General features: G+C 39.0%; 24 protein-coding genes. 12 read left to right on the forward strand and 12 right to left on the reverse strand.

Annotated features, from left to right (window positions below):
- Positions 1-134: 134 nt before the first annotated feature.
- Entirely contained in the window at positions 135-1,100 is a 966-nt protein-coding gene (locus I588_RS23970) for an aldo/keto reductase (protein WP_010756021.1), read from the reverse strand.
- A 283-nt stretch (positions 1,101-1,383) separates the two neighbouring features.
- Here I588_RS23970 and I588_RS23975 point away from each other — a divergent pair, with 283 nt between their 5' ends.
- A complete protein-coding gene (locus I588_RS23975; protein ID WP_010756020.1) occupies positions 1,384-2,289 on the forward strand; it encodes a LysR family transcriptional regulator in 906 nt (301 codons plus the stop codon).
- A 112-nt stretch (positions 2,290-2,401) separates the two neighbouring features.
- On the opposite strand, the gene I588_RS23980 is transcribed toward I588_RS23975, so the two are convergent.
- Entirely contained in the window at positions 2,402-3,301 is a 900-nt protein-coding gene (locus I588_RS23980) for a diacylglycerol/lipid kinase family protein (RefSeq protein ID WP_010756019.1), read from the reverse strand.
- A 191-nt stretch (positions 3,302-3,492) separates the two neighbouring features.
- Between I588_RS23980 and I588_RS23985 the strand changes: the two genes are divergently transcribed.
- Positions 3,493-3,813: a YrhK family protein gene (locus tag I588_RS23985; protein WP_010756018.1), complete on the forward strand. Its 321-nt coding sequence runs from the start codon at positions 3,493-3,495 to the stop codon at positions 3,811-3,813.
- A 61-nt stretch (positions 3,814-3,874) separates the two neighbouring features.
- Here the strand turns inward: I588_RS23985 and rplS are convergent, their stop codons facing one another.
- Positions 3,875-4,222: a 50S ribosomal protein L19 gene (gene rplS / locus I588_RS23990; protein ID WP_010756017.1), complete on the reverse strand. Its 348-nt coding sequence runs from the start codon at positions 4,220-4,222 to the stop codon at positions 3,875-3,877.
- Between the two features lie 398 nt (positions 4,223-4,620).
- Between rplS and I588_RS23995 the strand changes: the two genes are divergently transcribed.
- On the forward strand, positions 4,621-4,986 hold the full coding sequence (locus I588_RS23995; protein WP_211219417.1) for a cyclophilin-like fold protein: 366 nt from the start codon (positions 4,621-4,623) through the stop codon (positions 4,984-4,986).
- 80 nt (positions 4,987-5,066) lie between these two features.
- Here the strand turns inward: I588_RS23995 and trmD are convergent, their stop codons facing one another.
- The 5 genes from trmD to rpsP form a co-directional block, all read right to left on the reverse strand.
- Positions 5,067-5,801 carry a tRNA (guanosine(37)-N1)-methyltransferase TrmD gene (gene trmD / locus I588_RS24000; RefSeq protein WP_169409213.1) on the reverse strand — a complete coding sequence of 245 codons (735 nt, stop codon included), beginning with the start codon at positions 5,799-5,801 and terminating at the stop codon, positions 5,067-5,069.
- Complete coding sequence (gene rimM, locus I588_RS24005; protein WP_010756014.1) at positions 5,791-6,315, reverse strand: ribosome maturation factor RimM; 525 nt, start codon at positions 6,313-6,315, stop codon at positions 5,791-5,793. Before rimM ends, trmD begins: the two co-directional genes overlap by 11 nt.
- 18 nt (positions 6,316-6,333) lie before the next feature.
- Positions 6,334-7,134 (reverse strand): hypothetical protein, encoded by an 801-nt coding sequence (locus I588_RS24010; RefSeq protein WP_010756013.1) that lies wholly within the window; start codon positions 7,132-7,134, stop codon positions 6,334-6,336.
- A gap of 81 nt (positions 7,135-7,215) precedes the next feature.
- On the reverse strand, positions 7,216-7,461 hold the full coding sequence (locus I588_RS24015; RefSeq protein WP_010756012.1) for a KH domain-containing protein: 246 nt from the start codon (positions 7,459-7,461) through the stop codon (positions 7,216-7,218).
- 11 nt (positions 7,462-7,472) lie between these two features.
- The gene (rpsP, locus tag I588_RS24020) at positions 7,473-7,748 is read right to left on the reverse strand and encodes a 30S ribosomal protein S16 (protein ID WP_010756011.1); all 276 of its coding nucleotides are present in this window, start codon (positions 7,746-7,748) and stop codon (positions 7,473-7,475) included.
- A 305-nt stretch (positions 7,749-8,053) separates the two neighbouring features.
- Between rpsP and I588_RS24025 the strand changes: the two genes are divergently transcribed.
- Together I588_RS24025 and I588_RS24030 are read left to right on the forward strand one after the other, a co-directional pair.
- Positions 8,054-8,608 (forward strand): NADPH-dependent FMN reductase, encoded by a 555-nt coding sequence (locus tag I588_RS24025; protein WP_010756010.1) that lies wholly within the window; start codon positions 8,054-8,056, stop codon positions 8,606-8,608.
- An 83-nt stretch (positions 8,609-8,691) separates the two neighbouring features.
- On the forward strand, positions 8,692-9,360 hold the full coding sequence (locus I588_RS24030; RefSeq protein ID WP_010756009.1) for an HAD family hydrolase: 669 nt from the start codon (positions 8,692-8,694) through the stop codon (positions 9,358-9,360).
- A 15-nt stretch (positions 9,361-9,375) separates the two neighbouring features.
- Here I588_RS24030 and I588_RS24035 read toward each other — a convergent pair whose 3' ends face one another.
- On the reverse strand, positions 9,376-9,945 hold the full coding sequence (locus tag I588_RS24035) for a DNA-3-methyladenine glycosylase I (RefSeq protein WP_010756008.1): 570 nt from the start codon (positions 9,943-9,945) through the stop codon (positions 9,376-9,378).
- Between the two features lie 107 nt (positions 9,946-10,052).
- Between I588_RS24035 and I588_RS24040 the strand changes: the two genes are divergently transcribed.
- From I588_RS24040 to I588_RS24060, 5 genes are all read left to right on the forward strand, one after another.
- Complete coding sequence (locus tag I588_RS24040) at positions 10,053-10,439, forward strand: GntR family transcriptional regulator (RefSeq protein WP_010756007.1); 387 nt, start codon at positions 10,053-10,055, stop codon at positions 10,437-10,439.
- On the forward strand, positions 10,436-11,314 hold the full coding sequence (locus I588_RS24045) for an ATP-binding cassette domain-containing protein (RefSeq protein WP_010756006.1): 879 nt from the start codon (positions 10,436-10,438) through the stop codon (positions 11,312-11,314). Before I588_RS24040 ends, I588_RS24045 begins: the two co-directional genes overlap by 4 nt.
- A gap of 15 nt (positions 11,315-11,329) precedes the next feature.
- The gene (locus I588_RS24050) at positions 11,330-12,535 is read left to right on the forward strand and encodes an ABC transporter permease (RefSeq protein WP_010756005.1); all 1,206 of its coding nucleotides are present in this window, start codon (positions 11,330-11,332) and stop codon (positions 12,533-12,535) included.
- Between the two features lie 87 nt (positions 12,536-12,622).
- Entirely contained in the window at positions 12,623-13,156 is a 534-nt protein-coding gene (locus I588_RS24055; RefSeq protein ID WP_245569556.1) for a VanZ family protein, read from the forward strand.
- Between the two features lie 12 nt (positions 13,157-13,168).
- Positions 13,169-13,681, forward strand: a complete 513-nt coding sequence (locus tag I588_RS24060; protein WP_010756003.1) for a VanZ family protein — start codon at positions 13,169-13,171, stop codon at positions 13,679-13,681.
- Between the two features lie 45 nt (positions 13,682-13,726).
- On the opposite strand, the gene ffh is transcribed toward I588_RS24060, so the two are convergent.
- The 3 genes from ffh to I588_RS24075 are packed head-to-tail and all read right to left on the reverse strand — an operon-like array spanning position 13,727 to position 15,965.
- Complete coding sequence (ffh, locus tag I588_RS24065; RefSeq protein ID WP_010756002.1) at positions 13,727-15,145, reverse strand: signal recognition particle protein; 1,419 nt, start codon at positions 15,143-15,145, stop codon at positions 13,727-13,729.
- Positions 15,146-15,166: 21 nt separating this feature from the next.
- A complete protein-coding gene (locus tag I588_RS24070; RefSeq protein WP_010756001.1) occupies positions 15,167-15,505 on the reverse strand; it encodes a putative DNA-binding protein in 339 nt (112 codons plus the stop codon).
- Complete coding sequence (locus I588_RS24075; protein WP_010756000.1) at positions 15,495-15,965, reverse strand: 2-thiouracil desulfurase family protein; 471 nt, start codon at positions 15,963-15,965, stop codon at positions 15,495-15,497. Before I588_RS24075 ends, I588_RS24070 begins: the two co-directional genes overlap by 11 nt.
- Before the next feature lie 119 nt (positions 15,966-16,084).
- On the opposite strand from I588_RS24075, the gene I588_RS24080 reads away from it, so the two are divergent.
- Both I588_RS24080 and pnpS read left to right on the forward strand, forming a co-directional pair.
- Complete coding sequence (locus tag I588_RS24080) at positions 16,085-16,780, forward strand: response regulator transcription factor (protein WP_010755999.1); 696 nt, start codon at positions 16,085-16,087, stop codon at positions 16,778-16,780.
- Positions 16,777-18,516 carry a two-component system histidine kinase PnpS gene (gene pnpS, locus I588_RS24085; RefSeq protein ID WP_010755998.1) on the forward strand — a complete coding sequence of 580 codons (1,740 nt, stop codon included), beginning with the start codon at positions 16,777-16,779 and terminating at the stop codon, positions 18,514-18,516. The genes I588_RS24080 and pnpS overlap by 4 nt, the downstream gene beginning before the upstream one ends.
- The last annotated feature ends 2 nt before the right edge of the window (positions 18,517-18,518 follow it).

Raw genomic sequence — 18,518 nt, forward strand, 5'->3', positions numbered from 1 at the left:
AATCACAAAAATATGAAAAGCTTTAGGTAGGTATTGTTCGACATCAATTCCTATGTTCGTTGTGTCTCTCAGTAATTTTTTGGATTAGCAGGCTTGTTTCTCGGAGTGAACGCTTCGGCCACAACATTTTTGATTTACAGGTTTTCTGATTTTAATTCTAGATAAGCAATCTCTTCTGGCTTTAAGTGGACATCTTGTGCTTTCAAACTTGAAAGCAATTCGGTTTTATTTCGTGGTCCAATAGAAGCAAACACATCAAAGCGGTCATTCAGTACATAGGCTAAGGCTACGTTAATTGGTTCCACTCCACGTTTTTTTGCTACTTCTTCTACTCGGGCCAACTTCTTAAAGTTTTCTTCGGTAAAGAACGCACCTTTTATGTCATCCGGTGCCTCTGCATTCATGTCTTTCCACAGCGGCACGAAGAATCCCGCTCCCTGTGCCCCCCAGCTCATCACAGTGATGCCCATTTCATTGTTCTTCTTCACATAATCTGCATCTACATAAACCGCTCGATACCAGCGCGGTTTTTTCACATTCGCTAAGGTGAAGGATGGACTGTTAATACTGATACCAAGATAGTCCTTTTGGATACAGTAATCGTTAGCTGCTTTGATCCGTTCAACCGACCAGTTGCTTACTCCATATGTCGTAATCTTCCCTTCCAAACGATGCTGTTCGAAACGATCCATTAATTCCTCAACCGGTACCTCTTCGTTATCTCGGTGCATAATGTACATATCAAAATGATCCACACCCATATTTTTCAAACTGTATTCTAAATCTTCAGTGATGTAATCCGCCCCAACCCGGCTTTTATCTGGATACTGTACATTGTTTTCATCCACATAATGATGGCAAGCTTTGTTTACAAGCAGCAAATCATCTCGATTGCTTCGTTCCTTCAGCCATTTAGTAATGACAATTTCAGCTTTGCCGCCGTTATAGAAACGTCCAGTGTCAATCACATTTCCTCCGCTGGCTACATAAGCATCCAACAATTCAAAGATAACCTTTTCATTTTCCGGGCCAAACCAACCTGTTCCTAAAGCAATTCGAGCAACCTTTGCATCCAACCCTTTAATCTGGCAGTATTCCATTGTCTTCCTCCTATATTTTTTATTTGAATAAAATCTGGATCTTCTTATTCAGTCAATTTAGGTAATCATTTATTTTTTTACACGTAAATTCAATGTTCTAATCTATATGTCCCTTATTTTACGGTATTTTCTAAGGTACATTCAATAACCCTCTTTACTATTATCCATAACTTTAGGGTTATCAATCATTGAGTTGTTGGAATGATTTTTCTGATTTATGCAAAAAAAAGATGCATTCTTTTGATCTTATTGATAAAATAATTTTATAGATGAGGTGAAAGCAATGAATCTGCGTCAACTTGAATTTTTTCTCGCGCTGGCTGAAACGGAACATATGACTAAAGCAGCCAAACAGCTCCAAACTTCCCAACCAAATGTCAGTCACGCCATGTCAACCCTAGAACAAGAATTAGGTGTTCCATTATTTAAAAAGAGCGGTAGGAACATTAGTTTAACTAGGTATGGACGATTATTCTACAGTTATATTTCTCCCTCCTTAAAAGAAATTTACAAGGGGCAGAAAATTTTAAGTGATATGGCTAATCCAGTTTCCGGCGAAATTCGTTTCGGATTTATTTATACAGTGGGATCGGTGATTGCTCCAAAAATTACCCAACAATTTATTAGTAAAAAGGAACATCGCAACGTCCACTTTGATTTCCACCAGGGAAATTCTAATCGGATTGTTGAACTTTTAAAAGAGGATAAGATTGATGTAGGTATTTGTTCGAAGGTAAAAAATGTGCCTGAAATTCAATTTTCTGTTCTGGCTCGTGAAGAGATGGTTGTCGTTGTGCCCGAGAATCATCCGTTAGCTGAGGAGGATGCCATCTATTTAGAAAAAATCATTCGCTATCCAGTTGTTTATTATCGGAAACAAAGCGGTTTGCGTCCATACTTGGATGAAATTATGGCAGACTTAGCCATCCATCCGCGAATCGCCTTAGAATTAGATGAAGATCACAGCGTTCTGGGTTTTGTTGGAAACGGCTTTGGATTGGCTCTAATGCCGAATATTCCATCTATCTCTTCGTATCCAGTTAAAAAGATCAAAATTTTAGACCGATTGCCTGATCGCAATCTCTACTTGGCAATCAAACGAAACCATCTGCATACTGCATTAGTTCGTGATTTCTGGGAGTTCTGTCAAAATGAGTTTGTCTTGGATGATACTGAAAATACTCCCTGATCATACTGTCTAAAGGTTGTTTTATTAGTAATGGAATTGGTAATATCATCCCTTAATAAAAAGCTCTTACATTGCCCAGCTTGGGGATGTAAGAGCGTTTAACTTTTTATTCTTATTTATCTTCTGGTCCATTGTAGACTTCTAAATGTTGAGGCAAAATGTTGAATTGTAAAGGTAAGCCCGGTCCCTCATCTCCATCCACACTTGGATGTAGATCTACATCTTCCTGTACTTCTAAACTTCCTTCAGTAAATGATTCATAACCGATATAATCTGTCGAATGATCAATGCCCTTTAAAATATCAGGTACGCTTTTAAGCATATCTGCAATATTCTGATTCTTTAAATACAGCAAATACATCTTGCCATCATCAGGCTTAGCATCCGGCACAATATGGCTATACCCGCCAATGGTTTGAGTTAAGACAACCACAACTGCACTACTTTCAACTGTTCGCTTCTCTCCTTCGATATCCAGATCAAAATGATAGCTTTCGTCCTTTATCACTTGCTTAAAGCCCGAGGTAAAATAAGCCAATTTGCCAAACTTAGTTTTTTCTTCAACATCCACATCACTGATGGCTTCGGGGATACCACCTACAGCAACAATATTCATGAAATAATCGTCATTGACCTTGCCGATATCCAAAGACATTCGACGATCTAAATCCAATTCAGCAATTGCTTCTACGGGGTCCATCGAAATGTTTAAAGATCGAGCTAAATCATTGACCGTGCCTAATGGAAAGAAGCCAAACTTCGGCCGATATTCCTGTTCTGCTAATCCACTGATTACTTCATTTACTGTACCGTCTCCCCCCATGGCAAACACGCTGTCTACCTTTTCTTCAACTGCTTGGCGTGCAAACGTTGTAGCATCTCCGCCCTCTTCTGTATGAAGCACTTCTACTTCGTCAAAGATGTTGGCTAATTTTTCCTTGGCTAATTTCTCGTATTCTTGCGCCTCTTCGTTACCAGAGCTGGGGTTTACAATCAATATCGCTTTTTTCATTTATTGGTCTTCCTTTCCTGCTGCTTCTTAATTTTAGTATAGCAGGAATCGTTCCATTACCTGTATCCCAACGACTTACCATTTTGGCAAAAACTTAAGTTTATTTGCACATTGTTGGTTTAAAAAGTTTCAATTTGATAGTCTATGAGATTACCAAACTTATAGGATTCACACGAAAGGATGATTTTAGTTTGCCTAAAATAAATCGTAAGTCCCACAAGGTCGAAGAAGCTATGGAAGAGGACATTGAAATTAGAGGAAATCGTTTCCGTCTTTACTTTCAAAATCGCTATACTCTGATTTCCTTGATTGTCGATTTTTTAACCGGAGTCTTCTATATTATTGGCAGTATTGCTTCTTTAACACCAATCCCGGATCGATATGGTACCATTTTTTATTTGGTAGGTGCAATCTTTTTAACCATTCGGCCTGTGCTGCGTATTTTAAAAAACGTCTTTATTATAGATGATGCGAAGCTTGATAAACAGCCAGAAGAAGCTAGCGATGATTAAATCAACACAAAAGAAAAAGCCCTTGAAAACAAGGGCTTTGATACCATTCGATAATAAAGGATTAACGACGGATTTCTTTGATACGAGCTGCTTTTCCGTGTAATGCACGTAGGTAGTACAATTTTGCACGACGTACTTTACCGTAACGAACTACTTCGATTTTAGCAACACGTGGTGTGTGTAATGGGAAAGTACGTTCCACACCGACACCGTTAGAGATTTTACGTACTGTGTAAGTTTCGCTGATTCCAGCTCCACGACGTTTGATTACTACGCCTTCGAATAACTGGATACGTTCGCGAGTACCTTCGACAACTTTCGCGTGAACACGTACAGTGTCCCCAGGACGAAATGCAGGAATATCCTGACGTAATTGATCTTGTGTTAGTTCTTGAATCAATGGATTCATTTTTATCATTCTCCTTATTCCCAAACATTCTTAAGGCCTTGCCCCAGCGGAACATCGTAATAGTTGAGAGCTTTACACTCACCAAGTCATTGTAGCACAAATAAAATCTATCTGTAAAGACAATTTTCTTGTCATCCTAATTTATTTTCATTTTAGCTTGTGCTCCACTCAATCCTTTTAACTCAAACAGAAAAAAATAGGCTTGACTTCACCTTAACATTAACTGATAAAGTTGATAACAGATAATAATCCAATCAGAAAAGGAGGCCGTCATGAAGCCTGGCCTAAAATACTTATTCTTGCTTATGCTACTTTTTCTTTTTACTAGCTGCAGTAATTCTACAACTCTCGCTGAAAAGGAACAAACTAGATCTTTAGAAGAACAGGAGGGCAACACTATGCAACCATCGCAAACGCTTCGGAAAATCCGACTTCAAACAGCAAAAAGCGAAATTATTTTTGAACTAAATAATAGCACCGCCGCAACAGAATTGTATCAGCAATTACCCCTTACGGTAGAATTAGAAAATTTCAGCAACAACGAGAAAATCTTCTATCCACCCGAAAAACTGAGTACTGCCAACACACCTAGAGCTGAAAATAAGATTGGATGCTTAGCTTACTATGAACCTTGGGGTGATGTAGTCATTTTTTATGGCGCCTTTTCCCCCTCTGGTAGTCTTTATGATTTAGGCGAAGTGATTAGCGGAGAGGACCAGCTAACTAATTTGTCAGGAACTGCCATGATAGAAGCTGTAATATAAACCGGTAAATTTCTGCGGTAATTTTTTGTAGAAAAAAAGATCAAATGACTAATTACAGCTATCGTCATTTGATCTCCTTTTTATTCTTCTAACTTGATCTCAGCTAGCAGCTTCTTCATTTCATCGGTCATTTCCAATGTTCCCAGCATATCAGGCCGTCTCGTGTAAGTACGCCGCAAGGATTCTTTCAGCTGCCACTCCTCGATTAAACGATGATTGCCATTCATCAAAACTTCCGGTACTTTCATTCCGTTAAACTCTGCTGGTCGTGTATATTGTGGATGCTCCAATAAACCAGTTGAATGAGAATCCGTTTTTGCCGAAGACTGGTTACCTAAAACTTCCGGCAGTAAACGAACCGTCGCATCAATCATTACCATAGCTCCTAGTTCCCCACCGGTTAGAACATAATCTCCCAACGAGACCTCATCGGTTACCATCGAACGAATTCGCTCATCGTACCCTTCATAGTGACCGCAAATAAAGACCAACTGTTCTTCGTTAGCAAATTCTTCCGCCATTTTTTGGTTAAAAGGCTTGCCGGCCGGATCCAATAGAATTACCCGTTTCGTTTGATTTCCAGTTGCTTCCTCAATGGCTTTCAAATTATCGTAAATCGGTTGAACCTTTAAAAGCATACCTGCTCCACCACCATAAGGATAGTCGTCGACTTGCTGATGCTTATTCGCTGAATAATCCCGGAAATTATGGACATTGATTTCCAGCAAATCCTTCTCTACAGCTTTTCCAATAATCGATTCACCCAGAGGACCTTCAAACATGCGAGGAAAAAGTGTTAATATATCAATTCGCATCATCTAACAGCCCTTCCGGAATTTCCACATATACTTTGTCTTCTTCTAGATTAATTTCTTTGACCACGGATTCAATGTAAGGAATCAAGGCATCCTTTTTCCCTTTGCGCTTAACTACCCACACATCATTGGCACCTGTAGCAAGAATTTCTGTGACTTCTCCTAACACATGATCATTTTCATCAATCACAGTCAGACCAATGATTTCATGATAGTAATACTCGTCTTCATCCAGCTCACCCATTTGGTACTCAGATACTTTCAAGGTTCCATCACGGAAAGGCTCAACCATATTGATATTGTAATAGCCTTCAAAGGTTAGCAAATCAAAATTTTTGTGCTTACGATGACTAGCTACCGTTAGCTTCACTGGTGACTTGCCCTCTTGAAATAAATACAACGTCGCTCCAACTTGATAGCGTTCATCGGGGAAATCAGTTTGAGAAATTACACGCACCTCCCCTTGAATCCCGTGAGTATTTACAATTTTGCCTACTTTATAATAATTTGTCACTTCAGTTCCTCATCTTTCTTAATCTTTCATAGAAACAGCCATTTGCAGGCTGCTCAATGCGTCTGTATGCATCGTTTTATAGACAGTTGTATCAACTTGCCAGGCCACCACATTACTTTCATAACCGCCACCGGTTACTGATAAAGTAATCTGACCAGCATCTTTAGGGACTGGTAAAAAGGCAGTTTCTAAGTATTCCACCACTTTTTGAGCTAAAGGTAGCGGATCTTCCCCGTTTATATTAATTGCTTGAACGGTTAGGTTCCAATTGCCCTCTTGCCAGCTTAAATAGCTCGATCCAGCTCCAGATTGTTGATATCCAGTAATATTATATCCCAGATCAACTGCTTGTCCTCCTTCGTCAAAGGTAGGCGCTACTGCATTCCGAGCCTCTGCAGATGATGCATAGGTTGTTCGCTGAAATTGTGCAATAGGTGTTTGGTTTTGTAGTTGCGGATCATTTAATGGCAATTTACTTTCAGTATTATAGTAAGACACCGTTAATGTGTTATTCGCTTCGCTGGCCGCCATCGAAATTGTTTGAGCATTTCCTACGACTGAAGCAGATGGCATTTGCTCATTCGGATACGCTTGTTGCAATTCGTTATCGCCTGCAGGTTCTTGAGAAGCAGTAGTTGTAGAACTGCTGGTTGACTGTTTGGTTGTCTCTGATTGCTTAGAAGATTCTTTAGTTTGACTGGAGCTGCTTGAAACACTAGTACTGCTTTCCTGTGATGACGATGAATCATCAACAGCTGGACTGCCTCCGCAGGCCGCCAAAAGCAACAAAGTACTAACTAACACTAAATATTTTTTCATGCTGGTTTCCTCCTTTGATTTCTTCTATCGTACTACAAAAAGAAAAAACACTCGAATCCTAAGACACGAGTGTTGTGTAAATTATTTGCCATCTACAATATTGAGACGAACTTTTTTGGGTCCTTCAGTCCGAACGCTGTAAACGATTGTTCGAATCGCTTTAGCTACCCGGCCCTGTTTCCCAATAATGCGACCGATATCTTCAGGAGCAACGGTTAAGTTGTACTCAAAGAAATCTTTCGACTCGTTGATTTCTAATTTCACTTCATCTGGTTTGGTAACCAAAGGACGAACAATGGTTAACACAAGTTTTGACAAATCTTGCATAATTGTCCACCTTATTTCTTAGTGAATTTAGCTTCGTGATGTTTTTGCATGATTCCTTCTTTAGAAAGAATGTTGCGAACTGTATCAGAAGGTTGTGCACCTTTTTGTAACCAGTTTAAAACATCTTCTTCTTTTAAAACGACTTCTGCAGGGTCTTTCAACGGATTGTAAGTACCTACAGTTTCGATAAAACGTCCATCACGAGGAGAACGAGAATCAGCAACAACGATACGGTAAAAAGGTTTCTTTTTAGAACCCATACGTTTCAAGCGAATTTTAACTGCCATGTATTTGTTACACCTCCATATAATTAATCACAAGACGTAGTTTATCACGCTTTTGACTGCCTGTAAAGAGTTTTTTCTTTACAGACTAAAAAAGCTTTGTTACAAGCGCTGTTTAGAAAATTTTCTCGTACAACTCAACCGATTGTTGAAAAAGTCCATTTGTGAATACATCTTTCTTTACCATTGCTATCAAGGTATTTTGCTTTGTGAACATACCTCTTAAAAAAATCCGAATCATATTATTTGCTAGTTTTACTTATTTTTTGTAAGATAATCTTGTAACCAAATAAAGGAGGATTTATTTTATGACAAAAAAAATCGGTATTTTAGTGGGTAGCTTGCGAAAAGACTCTTACAACAAAATGATCGCAGAAAAATTTGCGGAATTATTACCTGAAGGCTATGAAGCAGTCTTTATCAAAATCGGTGATCTGCCATTGTACAATGAAGACTTAGACGTTGAAGGTCAAATCCCTAGTGAATGGACTCGTTTCCGTAATGAAATGAAAGAAGTCGATGGTGTTTATTTCTTTACTCCTGAATACAATCGCTCAGTACCAGCTGCATTGAAGAATGCATTAGATGTCGGTTCACGTCCAATGGGCAGCAGTGTATGGGGCGGCAAGCCTGGTCTAGTCGTGACAGCATCTCCTGGTGGCCCTGGTGGATTCGGTGCTAACCATCACTTGCGTCAATCCTTAGTCTTCTTGGATGTACCTACTTTACAACAACCAGAAGCTTATATTGGCGGTGTAATGAACTTAGTTGACAACGACGGCAACGTGGTTGACGACACAGTGAAGTTCTTCCAAATGATCACTGACAAATATATTGAATTCTTTGAAAAATTAGTTAAATAATTTTTTTTAACAAACCAGATTGCGATAAATTATCGTATTCTGGTTTTTTTCTTGTATAATAGAAGATAACTAGGAGGGATTCTATGAACGGCGTTGTATTTGATTTTAATGGAACATTATTTCGGGATTCTGCCTACCATGAGACAGCTTGGCATACCTTTATTGCCCAAGAAACTGATCGCGTGGTTACGAAAGAGGAATTTGAACACCATGTTCATGGCGTAAACAATCATGAAGCCTTAGAATATATTTTTGAAAAAAAACTAAGTAAAGATATGGCAGATGAATTGGCTGAACGCAAAGAAAAAATTTATCGTGACATGATTCTAGCTTTAGACAACGGGAATCAATTGGTGGATGGCGTTGAGGAGTATTTAGACTTTTTAGTGGAACGCAACATTCCTCGAACCATTGCTACAGCTTCAATGAAAAACAATGTGGATTTCTATTTTGACTTCTTTCAATTGGATCGCTGGTTTGATTATGATAAAGTTGTCTATAATGATGGCAATATTCCTAGTAAACCTGCTCCTGATTTTTACTTAAAGGCCGCTGAAAAAATTCAATGTCCGGCTGCTGAAGTGATTGTTTTCGAAGATTCAGTGTCTGGTATTCGTTCAGCATTCAATGCCAAAGCTGGAGCCATTTGGGGTGTCTCAACCGATGGCAACAATCAAATGCTGCTGCAAAGCGGTGTCTTGGCTGGAGTAATTGATGATTTTCATGATCCACGTATCTATAAACAATTTTAGGCATTGATCCCTTGATCAATGCCCTTTTTTTACCTCTTCATACCGAAAGCAACTCATTTGATGATCGTTGATCATTCCCACTGCCTGCATAAAAGCATAAATAGTTGTACTTCCCACAAACTTGAACCCGCGTTTTTTCAAATCTTTAGCTACCGCCTCAGACAACTCGTCATTTGCAGGAATATCTGCAGCTGACTCTCGCTGACCATCAATTGGTTTGCCATTAACAAACCGCCAAAGATATTCCGAAAAGCTTCCCTCTTCTGCTTGAATCTTTAGCACCTGCTGCGCGTTTACAACCGCCGCTTCAATTTTACGACGATTGCGTATAATTCCGGCATCTTGCACTAAAGTTTCGATTTTCTCCTGATCAAAAGCAGCAACCTTTTGAATATCAAAATTTTCGTAAGCCCGATCAAAGGCCTCTGATTTATTCAAAATAGTTTGCCAGCTAAGCCCTGCTTGGTTGATATCCAGCATTAGTTTGCGAAATAAACGCTGATCATCATATTCTGGTACTCCCCATACAGTATCATGATATACCTGCATCCGTTCATTTGATTGTGCCCATACGCAACGTTCCATTTTCTCACCTCGTTTAGTTTAGTGTACCAGAAAATATAAAAAAAGATTGCATCTTCCTGGTGTACTATGTATACTAGTACACACAGAGATGATAAAGGAGGCTCCATATGGTTACGATTAACAAGAATGGGAATAAAGCCTACTATGAACAGCTTGTTTTGAGTATCAAAGAAGACATTCTACAGGGAATACTGCAGCCTGGCGATCGCATCCCGTCCGTTCGGGAAATGGCAAAGCAATTATTAATGAACCCTAATACTGTAAGTAAAGCCTATAAAGTGCTGGAGGCCGAGCAAGTCTTAGTGACCGTCAAAGGGAAAGGTACTTTTGTTCGTGAGAGCGGTGAGCTCCCTCGTAATGAACTGAGGATTCAGCAGCTAAGAGAACAGCTAAATGATCTAGTAGTAGAAGCTAGACATTTACAGGTTACTTCAGAGGAATTAATCGGCTGGGTTCAAGCCGCAGAAGAAAAGCTAGGAGGTCACGAGAGATGATCGTACAAGGATTAACCAAGAATATTAATCAAAAATCTGTTTTAGAAAATATTACTTTTGAATTGGCTGGCAACGAAATTGTCGGACTTATTGGACGAAATGGTTCGGGAAAAACCAGTCTGTTTCGATTAATAGCTGGGCACTACCTGCCGGATGCAGGCGATATTTTAATCGAAGACCAGTCAATTTATGATAACAGTACGGTTAAGGAACAAATTTTCTTTATTGATGAAAAGGAAAATTTTCTAAAGAGTTACTCCTTAAAAAAAATTAACGTTTTTTATCAGTTGAGTTACCCAGCCTTTGATCAGGATTTATTTTTACAATTAATGCAGCAGCATGAATTATCCCTGCAAGCAAGTTATCGGCAGCTATCGAAGGGAATGCAAGGGTTGTTTCAAATGATCTTAGCTATTTCTTCAAATGCTTCCTATTTATTGCTGGATGAACCCTTTGATGGATTAGATGTGATTGTTCGTAAACAAGTTATTGGGTTGTTGTTAGAGCATTTAAGCGAAAATAATCGGACAGCGCTGATTGCTTCTCATAATCTGAATGAATTAGAAAGCTTAGTAGATCGCGCCCTTCTATTAAAAGACAACAAAATCAGCAAGGATTATCGCTTAGAACATATGCGTGAAAACGCTAAGAAAATTCAGCTTGTGTTTAAAACTAAAAAAATTCCGGCAATTGTTAAAGAGAATTCCAAACTGATCGATTTTCAAGGTCGGGTAATCACTGCCGTCTTTGAAAACTTTACCCCTGAGCTGGCAGCTAACATTCAAGAGCATGAGCCTCTTGTTTTTGAAGAACTTCCTTTATCTTTAGAAGATCTCTTCGAAGCAAATTTAAAACAAAAACGGAAACAATTATAGTAAGGAGTGAAACACATGATTAAAGCCATTTATCTTGAACGTTACAAAAAACCACTGATTGCGTTTTGTCTGCTGATTATCGGAATCCTGCTGATAAACGCTAAATTGCAAAGCGACTTTTGGCACCAAACTGCTTCTTACTATCAAGAAGATGAATTAGCAAAACAAAATTTTGAAAAAAATAAAGAGGATTACTCCTATTGGGATGAAACTAAACAGGACAATATACCCTATAAAAATTTCCAAGAGTATGCTGATACCAATTTATACGTGTATCAACCCTCATCTAAATATTATAATCCTACTGAAATTCCCAAAGCAGCTGACTACGATCAACACGAAACCTATATTTCATCAAGTTCGGACTATTCATTTGTGTTGCTCTTTTTAATTCCTTTGGCTGGTTTTTTACTTTTTTTCATAGATGCTAAAACCGGCTTCAACCAGCTGCTCTTTTCTCTACCGACAACTAGGAAAGAGTTATTTGTTAAAAAGCTTTTATATGTAGGAGGACCCATTTTCCTTACGATATTAATTGGTCAAGCCCTGTATGCAGTACTTTTCCATCAGCTAATTCCAGCACCTTATATGAATGCAACATTAGGTCAGTTATTTGTTTCTGTTATCAATTACTTCTTTTTACTGTTCTTAATGTTTAGTGCAAGTGCCTTTGTCGGCTCAATGGTTGGCAATCTAGTTTTTGGTCCTTTAACTTGGTTTGTTTTTTGGATTTTTATGCTATTTGTTCCTAATTCAATTTATACGATTTTAGAAATTGTCGGCTTACGAGAAAAAGTAATGCCTAGTATTCCTCATAACCTATTCATTATTGCCGTTGGAAAAACCGGAGGCTACTGGTGGATGAGTCTGCTCTTTCTCTTACTCAGTGTTGGCTTCTTATTCTGGGCATATACTAAATATCAAACTATTAGTTTAGAGAATGATGGCAACTACTTGTTTAACAAGGAATCGCGCTGGCCAATATGGCTATTAATGACTAGTTTTTGCTCATTAATAATAGGTACAAGCTTTTTTAGTCCTTGGTATAGCTATTACATGAACCGTTCTATTGGTGAAGCAACTTCAATCTGGGAACCAATTAGTGGAAGCTTACTTATTTTGGTCTCTGTCGGAATTATCTGTTACCTATTAATCTTTTTCCCAGTAATCAAGAAAAAGTTAGAGCAAAGACGTATGCATACTAAATCTCTTAACATATAGAGGCTGTTTATGATCATACAAATCTGTTTTACTTTATACCAAATGCTTTGCGTTTTTCTTCCTTGCCTAATTTATCAGTGGTTTTATTTGAGAAGAAAAACTGAACATATCCCCTTGTCTAACTTAGTTTGGCGCTACCTGTTTATTTTATATCTTTATTTAGTCATCAACACGACTGGTATTGGGACACTTTGGGATATTCTCAGTTATCCAGAAATTATTCGGCTGGAAGAAATAAATGTACTTCCTTTTCAGCCAGGTGGACTCCTTACAAGTCTGCTAAATACTTTTATGTTTATGCCATTAGGCTTTCTATTGCCCTTTATTTGGGAAAAATACCGGCGTATTCTGCCGACTGTACTTTTGGGAACTGGGTTTTCTTTTATGATCGAGCTGTTGCAGCTGTTTAATCGGCGTATAAGTGATATCGACGATCTAATGATGAACACACTGGGAGCTTTTTTAGGCTTTGTGCTCTGGCGATTTTGGCAGCTATTTTCAAAAAAAGAGAGCATGGAAATTCATACTTTAGAAAAAAATGAAGCAGTTATCTATATTATGCTTAGTCTAGCTGGAACTTTCTTTTTACACAATTGGCGATTTTTCCTGAGATTTTTATAAAAGGAGCAGCTTATGAAAACACAAAAAAGCGCACGATTATTGTTGATAATCTATTTATTGGTACTGATTTGGATTTTGCTGTTTAAAGTAACTATCTCGTTAGGTGATCTGATTCATTCGTTAAATCGAAGCAGAAGTATTAATCTTATTCCTTTTCAAGCCTCTACAATCATTAATGGGAAAATTGGTCTATTAGAAATCACTTATAACTTTCTGATTTTTGTCCCTTTTGGCGGTTTGTTGGGAATTGTCAATAAAGAAAAATCATTCTTGACAAAAGTCTTATGGATAGCCGGTTTTAGTTTAGGAATTGAAATTTTGCAATTTATTTTAGGTGTGGGTGCTTCAGACGTTACTGACTTGTTAACGAACACCACTGGCGGAGTCGCAGGTTTGCTAATCTATCAACTCTTGCGTCAGCTTTTTTCTGAAACAAAACTAGATAGATTTTTGGTTCTTCTAGGAGGGGTTCTGTTCACCGTTTGTATAGGTTTTGTAGTGTTTCTGCTAATTTACAATTTATAAAAAGATCACAGCACCTGTAAAAGGATGCTGCGATCTTTTTTATATCTATTTGCGTCTCTTTTTCTTACGGTTTTTGTTTTTCTTCACCATTCGATTCATGGCCATCTTACCCATTTTTCCTTTGATGCCACTGCCGAACATTTGGTCCATTCCGGCTGGCATTGAGCCTTTGCTCATTTGCTGCATCATTTTGCGAGACTCTTTGAACTGTTTGATCATACGGTTCACTTCAACCACTGAGTTACCCGAACCAGCCGCAATACGACGACGGCGACTTGGGTTCAACAAGTCTGGATCTTCCCGTTCAGCGGGCGTCATTGAATACACCATTGCCTTTTTGCGTTCCACATCTTTAGGATCAACCTTAACATTTTCAATGCCTGGAACCTGACTCATCCCTGGAATCATCTTCAATAAATCTTCAAGTGGTCCCATCCCCATAACCTGATCCAACTGCTCGATAAAGTCATTGAAGTCAAAAGAATTTTCCTTCATCTTGCGAGCCAGCTCTTCAGCCTTCTGCTCATCATAATCCTGCTGTGCTTTTTCAATCAGCGTCAGCATGTCCCCCATACCTAAAATTCGGCTGGACATCCGATCTGGATGAAAGACTTCTAAATCCGTTAATTTTTCTCCGGTACCGGTAAACTTAATTGGTGCACCAGTAACTTGACGAATGGACAGGGCCGCACCACCACGGGTATCTCCATCAAGTTTAGTAATGATGACCCCAGTAATTCCCAACTGTTCATTGAAGCTTTGCGCAACATTGACAGCATCCTGACCAGTCATAGCATCTACAACCAAAAGGATTTCATTTGGCTGAGCAACTTCTTTAATCTGAGATAGTTCCTCCATCAGACCTTCGTCAATGTGTAAACGACCTGCCGTATCGATTAGAACATAGTCATTCTTCTTCTCACGAGCCACTTCCATCCCTTGACGTACGATCTCTACTGGACTGACATCTGTGCCCATATCAAAAACAGGAACATTCAATTGCTGACCTAATACTTTTAATTGATCAATCGCAGCTGGCCGATAAACGTCTCCTGCGATCATCATTGGACGTGCTTTTTCTGTTTTGATTAAATGATTGGCTAATTTACCAGCAAAAGTGGTCTTACCAGCCCCTTGCAAACCGACCATCATAATGACTGTAGGAATTTTTGGTGATTTCTCGATGCCGACTGTTTCAGAGCCCAAGGTTTTTGTCAGCTCTTCGTCAACGATTTTAACAATTTGCTGTGCTGGTGACAGGCTATCTAAAACCTCTGCTCCTAAAGCACGTTCTCTAACCTGTTTGGTGAATTGCTTAACTACCTGCAGGTTAACGTCGGCTTCTAACAGGGCCAGTCGAATCTCCCGCATCATTTCGGTAACATCAGCTTCGGTAATTTTTCCTTTTCTACGTAATTTGCTCATTGCCGCCTGGAGGCGTTCTGTTAAACTTTCAAATGCCATGTTTATTTATTCGTTCCTTTCTTATTCATCTAAGTCTTGCAGCTCTTTAATTCCTGATGCAAGGGTTTCATCTTTTGGATAGTGTTCCTTGACATAGTGCTCTAATTTTTCCAATTGTTCTTCTCGGACAATATAATCGGAAACTAAGTGCAGTTTACGTTCATACTCTTCCAAAATTTTTTCGGTTCGCTTTATATTATCATAAACTGCCTGACGACTCACATTATATTCTTCCGCAATTTCTCCTAGGGAAAAATCATCTGCATAGTAAAGTTCCATATAGTTCATTTGCTTTTCAGTCAAGAGTGTCGCATAAAATTCAAACAATGCGTTCATACGGTTCGTTTTTTCAATTTCCATACATTGCCTCCTCTTTTTGCCAGTTCTCTTCAGAAAACACCTTGATTCCTCGATTGATGAAATAGGCAGTCGCTACTCCTACTCCCGTTATTCGGATTCCTGAAAAGCTGCCATCGTAAATTAGTTGACTGCCGCAGGAAGGACTGCGCTCTTTCAAAATTAATCGGGTCACATCTAATTTTTGAAATTCTTGGTAAGCTTTTATTGCACCTGCTTTAAAGGCAGCAGTTACATCTTTTCCTGTTCGATCAATTACCTTCGCTTGTCCTTTCCAAACATCAAATCCATCACCACCAACAATTTCTGCTGGTGTACGAGGCGTTGACAGTCCACCTAAGACTTCTGGACAAACAATGATTGCCTTCTTTTCTTCTACTAATTGCTTCAATGAATCAATTTGATTATGGTTACCATCATAACGACAGCAGACGCCAGCTAAGCAAGCACTGATCCCCAGCATGTAACAATCTCCGTTTCTTTGTAAAAAACAAGTGACAAAACTGCTTTCCCATTATACCATTTATTTATAGTTGGAAATAGTCCAACTATCTAGTTAATTACGAATAAAAGGAGAAGCTTATGAAGCGAGTGCTCGTTGTAGATGATGAACCATCAATTGTTACATTATTAACCTTCAATTTGGAAAAGGAGGGCTATGCCGTTACCTCAGCAGTAGACGGTAAAGACGGTTACGAATTGGCCTTAAGCGATTCTTACGATTTTATTATTTTGGATGTTATGCTGCCATCTATGGATGGGCTGGACATCGCAAAAAAACTACGCCAAGAGAAAGTAGATACCCCCATCCTAATGCTAACTGCCAAGGATGATGCGATTGACCGGATTCTAGGATTGGAAATTGGTGCAGATGATTATTTAACAAAACCGTTCTCTCCTAGAGAGGTACTGGCTCGGATGAAAGCCATTTTCCGGCGGATTGAACCCCGCAAGGAAGAAACTGTACATGAAATCTTGACTACTGGAGAAATTGTAGCTGATTTAACCAATTATCAGGTTTCTGTTCGCGGTAAAGCTATCGAACTAACGCCGAAGGAATTTGAACTACTCGTCTATTTCATGAAACGCAAAGACCGAGTGATCGACCGTGATACTTTACTGGATCGGATTTGGCATTACGATTTTTCTGTTCAAAGTCGAATCGTTGATGTCCACGTATCCCATTTACGTGAAAAAATCGAAGTGGATCCAAAACATCCAAAGTATTTGTTAACCGTGCGTGGATTCGGTTATAAGTTCCAGGTGCCAAATCAATGAGAAAGCCGAAATTCGATTATTTTCTGCTGTTCATCGTTATTGCGGGATTATTTTTCGGAACCTGGCGTTTAACAAATTACTTCTATAATAAGGAGTTAATTAACCAACAGGAAGAATTTCTTACTGATAATGGTAAACTGCTTTTAAGTCAACTTGATCTAAGTGACTTAGGAGCAGACAAGAATTTGGAAACGATGCGGCACTATGGAGATGAATTAGATGAGCGGATTACCCTAATGGATAACGAAGGTGCCATTCTTTACGATTCTGCTTACCCTCATTTAACTGGTAACCGTGATAATCGGCCTGAAGTTAAAACTGTGTTAAGCAGTAATACAATTGGTACCGCGGTTCGCTACAGTGACACCTTAAAAGAAGAATTACTTTATACCGCACAACCGATCCAGCAAGAGACTCAGCTAATCGGGGTGCTGCGTATTGCCAAAAGTACCACCGCCTTTGCCCAGCAAACCCTAAGTTTTCGACGCTCTATGTTCATCGTCCTGCTTCTTTTCTATTTAGTATTGTATGGCAGCATTGCTTATCTTATTTATCAAAGAAATCGGCCATTAGAAACGGTTTTGCCAGTGTTAAAGCGGATGGTAGCTGAACCAGAGAAAAGCAATTACGTCGTTCAAAATTCCAGCAGCTGGCAGGAGCTTTATGTAACAATTAATAAATTAAGTGAGCAGTTAAATGAAACCTATGCTGCTTTTACTGCTACTGAAGAGCAATTTAAAACGCTCTTTCATGAATTAATGATTGGTGTCTTCATCATTGATGAACAAGGAAAGTTTTTCATGATTAATCCTACTATGGAGGAAATTCTGCAAGTTGGAGCGGCTAGCCAGCATTACTACTGGGAAGTAATCGAGGACCACAAACTAATTCAGCTGATTCAACAGATTATGCTGGAGAAAAATCAAGTTCATCAGGAAATTGGCTTGAAGCAGCCAGAGAAGCGAGATTTAGATGTGCGTTTGCGCTATTTGGAAAATACCGCTACTGGTGATCAAGTTATGGGAACGGTGTACGATTTGACCCATGTTCGTCACCTTGAAAAAATTCAACGAGATTTTGTCGGAAATGTTTCTCACGAGTTAAAAACACCAGTCACCTCTTTAATCGGATTTACAGAAACCCTATTAGACGGTGCAAAAGAGGACCCTGACCTGACGACCGAATTTCTAACAATTATGCAAAAAGATGCCTTGCGCTTACAGCGTTTGATCCAGGATATTATTGAACTCTCCAAGGACAGTGAACATGTTCCAGAAGAACTCCAAACCATTGAATTATCTGATTTTATTCATCAGCAAATTGAAATGTACCAGCATTTACTTGATAAAAAGCAAATTGAGGTTCGAATTCACGGACCGGAGAACAGCTTCTTCCTAACTCGAGTGGTTTTTTTCCAACCAATTATTAAAAACCTGCTGGAAAATGCGATTCAATATTCGCCTGAAAAAGGGATCATTACAATTGATTACCGAATGGATAAGCAGAATCTTATTCTTTCCGTAACGGATGTCGGAATTGGTATTGCCAAAGATGATCAAGATAGAATTTTCGAACGCTTTTATCGAGTGGATCGTGCCCGCAGTCGCCATTCTGGAGGCACCGGACTCGGCTTGGCAATCGTTCGTGAATATAGTCAAATCTTGGGTGGCGATGTCACTGTAGAGAGCCATCCTCAATTAGGCTCCACCTTCACAGTTAAACTGCCACTGCAATAAAG

The organism is Enterococcus pallens ATCC BAA-351 (assembly GCF_000407485.1).
GTDB lineage: Bacteria > Bacillota > Bacilli > Lactobacillales > Enterococcaceae > Enterococcus_A > Enterococcus_A pallens.

What these genes read in the sequence shown, in the direction of transcription:
- I588_RS24080 (WP_010755999.1), top strand. Translation starts at nt 16,085, where the DNA reads ATGAAGCGAGTGCTCGTTGTAGATGATGAACCATCAATTGTTACATTA.
- I588_RS24045 (WP_010756006.1), top strand. Translation starts at nt 10,436, where the DNA reads ATGATCGTACAAGGATTAACCAAGAATATTAATCAAAAATCTGTTTTA.
- I588_RS23970 (WP_010756021.1), bottom strand. Translation starts at nt 1,100, where the DNA reads ATGGAATACTGCCAGATTAAAGGGTTGGATGCAAAGGTTGCTCGAATT.
- trmD (WP_169409213.1), bottom strand. Translation starts at nt 5,801, where the DNA reads ATGCGAATTGATATATTAACACTTTTTCCTCGCATGTTTGAAGGTCCT.
- ffh (WP_010756002.1), bottom strand. Translation starts at nt 15,145, where the DNA reads ATGGCATTTGAAAGTTTAACAGAACGCCTCCAGGCGGCAATGAGCAAA.
- I588_RS24010 (WP_010756013.1), bottom strand. Translation starts at nt 7,134, where the DNA reads ATGAAAAAATATTTAGTGTTAGTTAGTACTTTGTTGCTTTTGGCGGCC.
- I588_RS24040 (WP_010756007.1), top strand. Translation starts at nt 10,053, where the DNA reads ATGGTTACGATTAACAAGAATGGGAATAAAGCCTACTATGAACAGCTT.
- I588_RS24075 (WP_010756000.1), bottom strand. Translation starts at nt 15,965, where the DNA reads ATGCTGGGGATCAGTGCTTGCTTAGCTGGCGTCTGCTGTCGTTATGAT.
- I588_RS23975 (WP_010756020.1), top strand. Translation starts at nt 1,384, where the DNA reads ATGAATCTGCGTCAACTTGAATTTTTTCTCGCGCTGGCTGAAACGGAA.
- I588_RS24050 (WP_010756005.1), top strand. Translation starts at nt 11,330, where the DNA reads ATGATTAAAGCCATTTATCTTGAACGTTACAAAAAACCACTGATTGCG.
- I588_RS23995 (WP_211219417.1), top strand. Translation starts at nt 4,621, where the DNA reads ATGCAACCATCGCAAACGCTTCGGAAAATCCGACTTCAAACAGCAAAA.
- I588_RS24025 (WP_010756010.1), top strand. Translation starts at nt 8,054, where the DNA reads ATGACAAAAAAAATCGGTATTTTAGTGGGTAGCTTGCGAAAAGACTCT.
- I588_RS24070 (WP_010756001.1), bottom strand. Translation starts at nt 15,505, where the DNA reads ATGGAAATTGAAAAAACGAACCGTATGAACGCATTGTTTGAATTTTAT.
- I588_RS24035 (WP_010756008.1), bottom strand. Translation starts at nt 9,945, where the DNA reads ATGGAACGTTGCGTATGGGCACAATCAAATGAACGGATGCAGGTATAT.
- I588_RS24060 (WP_010756003.1), top strand. Translation starts at nt 13,169, where the DNA reads ATGAAAACACAAAAAAGCGCACGATTATTGTTGATAATCTATTTATTG.
- pnpS (WP_010755998.1), top strand. Translation starts at nt 16,777, where the DNA reads ATGAGAAAGCCGAAATTCGATTATTTTCTGCTGTTCATCGTTATTGCG.
- I588_RS24015 (WP_010756012.1), bottom strand. Translation starts at nt 7,461, where the DNA reads ATGCAAGATTTGTCAAAACTTGTGTTAACCATTGTTCGTCCTTTGGTT.
- I588_RS24030 (WP_010756009.1), top strand. Translation starts at nt 8,692, where the DNA reads ATGAACGGCGTTGTATTTGATTTTAATGGAACATTATTTCGGGATTCT.
- I588_RS23980 (WP_010756019.1), bottom strand. Translation starts at nt 3,301, where the DNA reads ATGAAAAAAGCGATATTGATTGTAAACCCCAGCTCTGGTAACGAAGAG.
- rpsP (WP_010756011.1), bottom strand. Translation starts at nt 7,748, where the DNA reads ATGGCAGTTAAAATTCGCTTGAAACGTATGGGTTCTAAAAAGAAACCT.
- rplS (WP_010756017.1), bottom strand. Translation starts at nt 4,222, where the DNA reads ATGAATCCATTGATTCAAGAACTAACACAAGATCAATTACGTCAGGAT.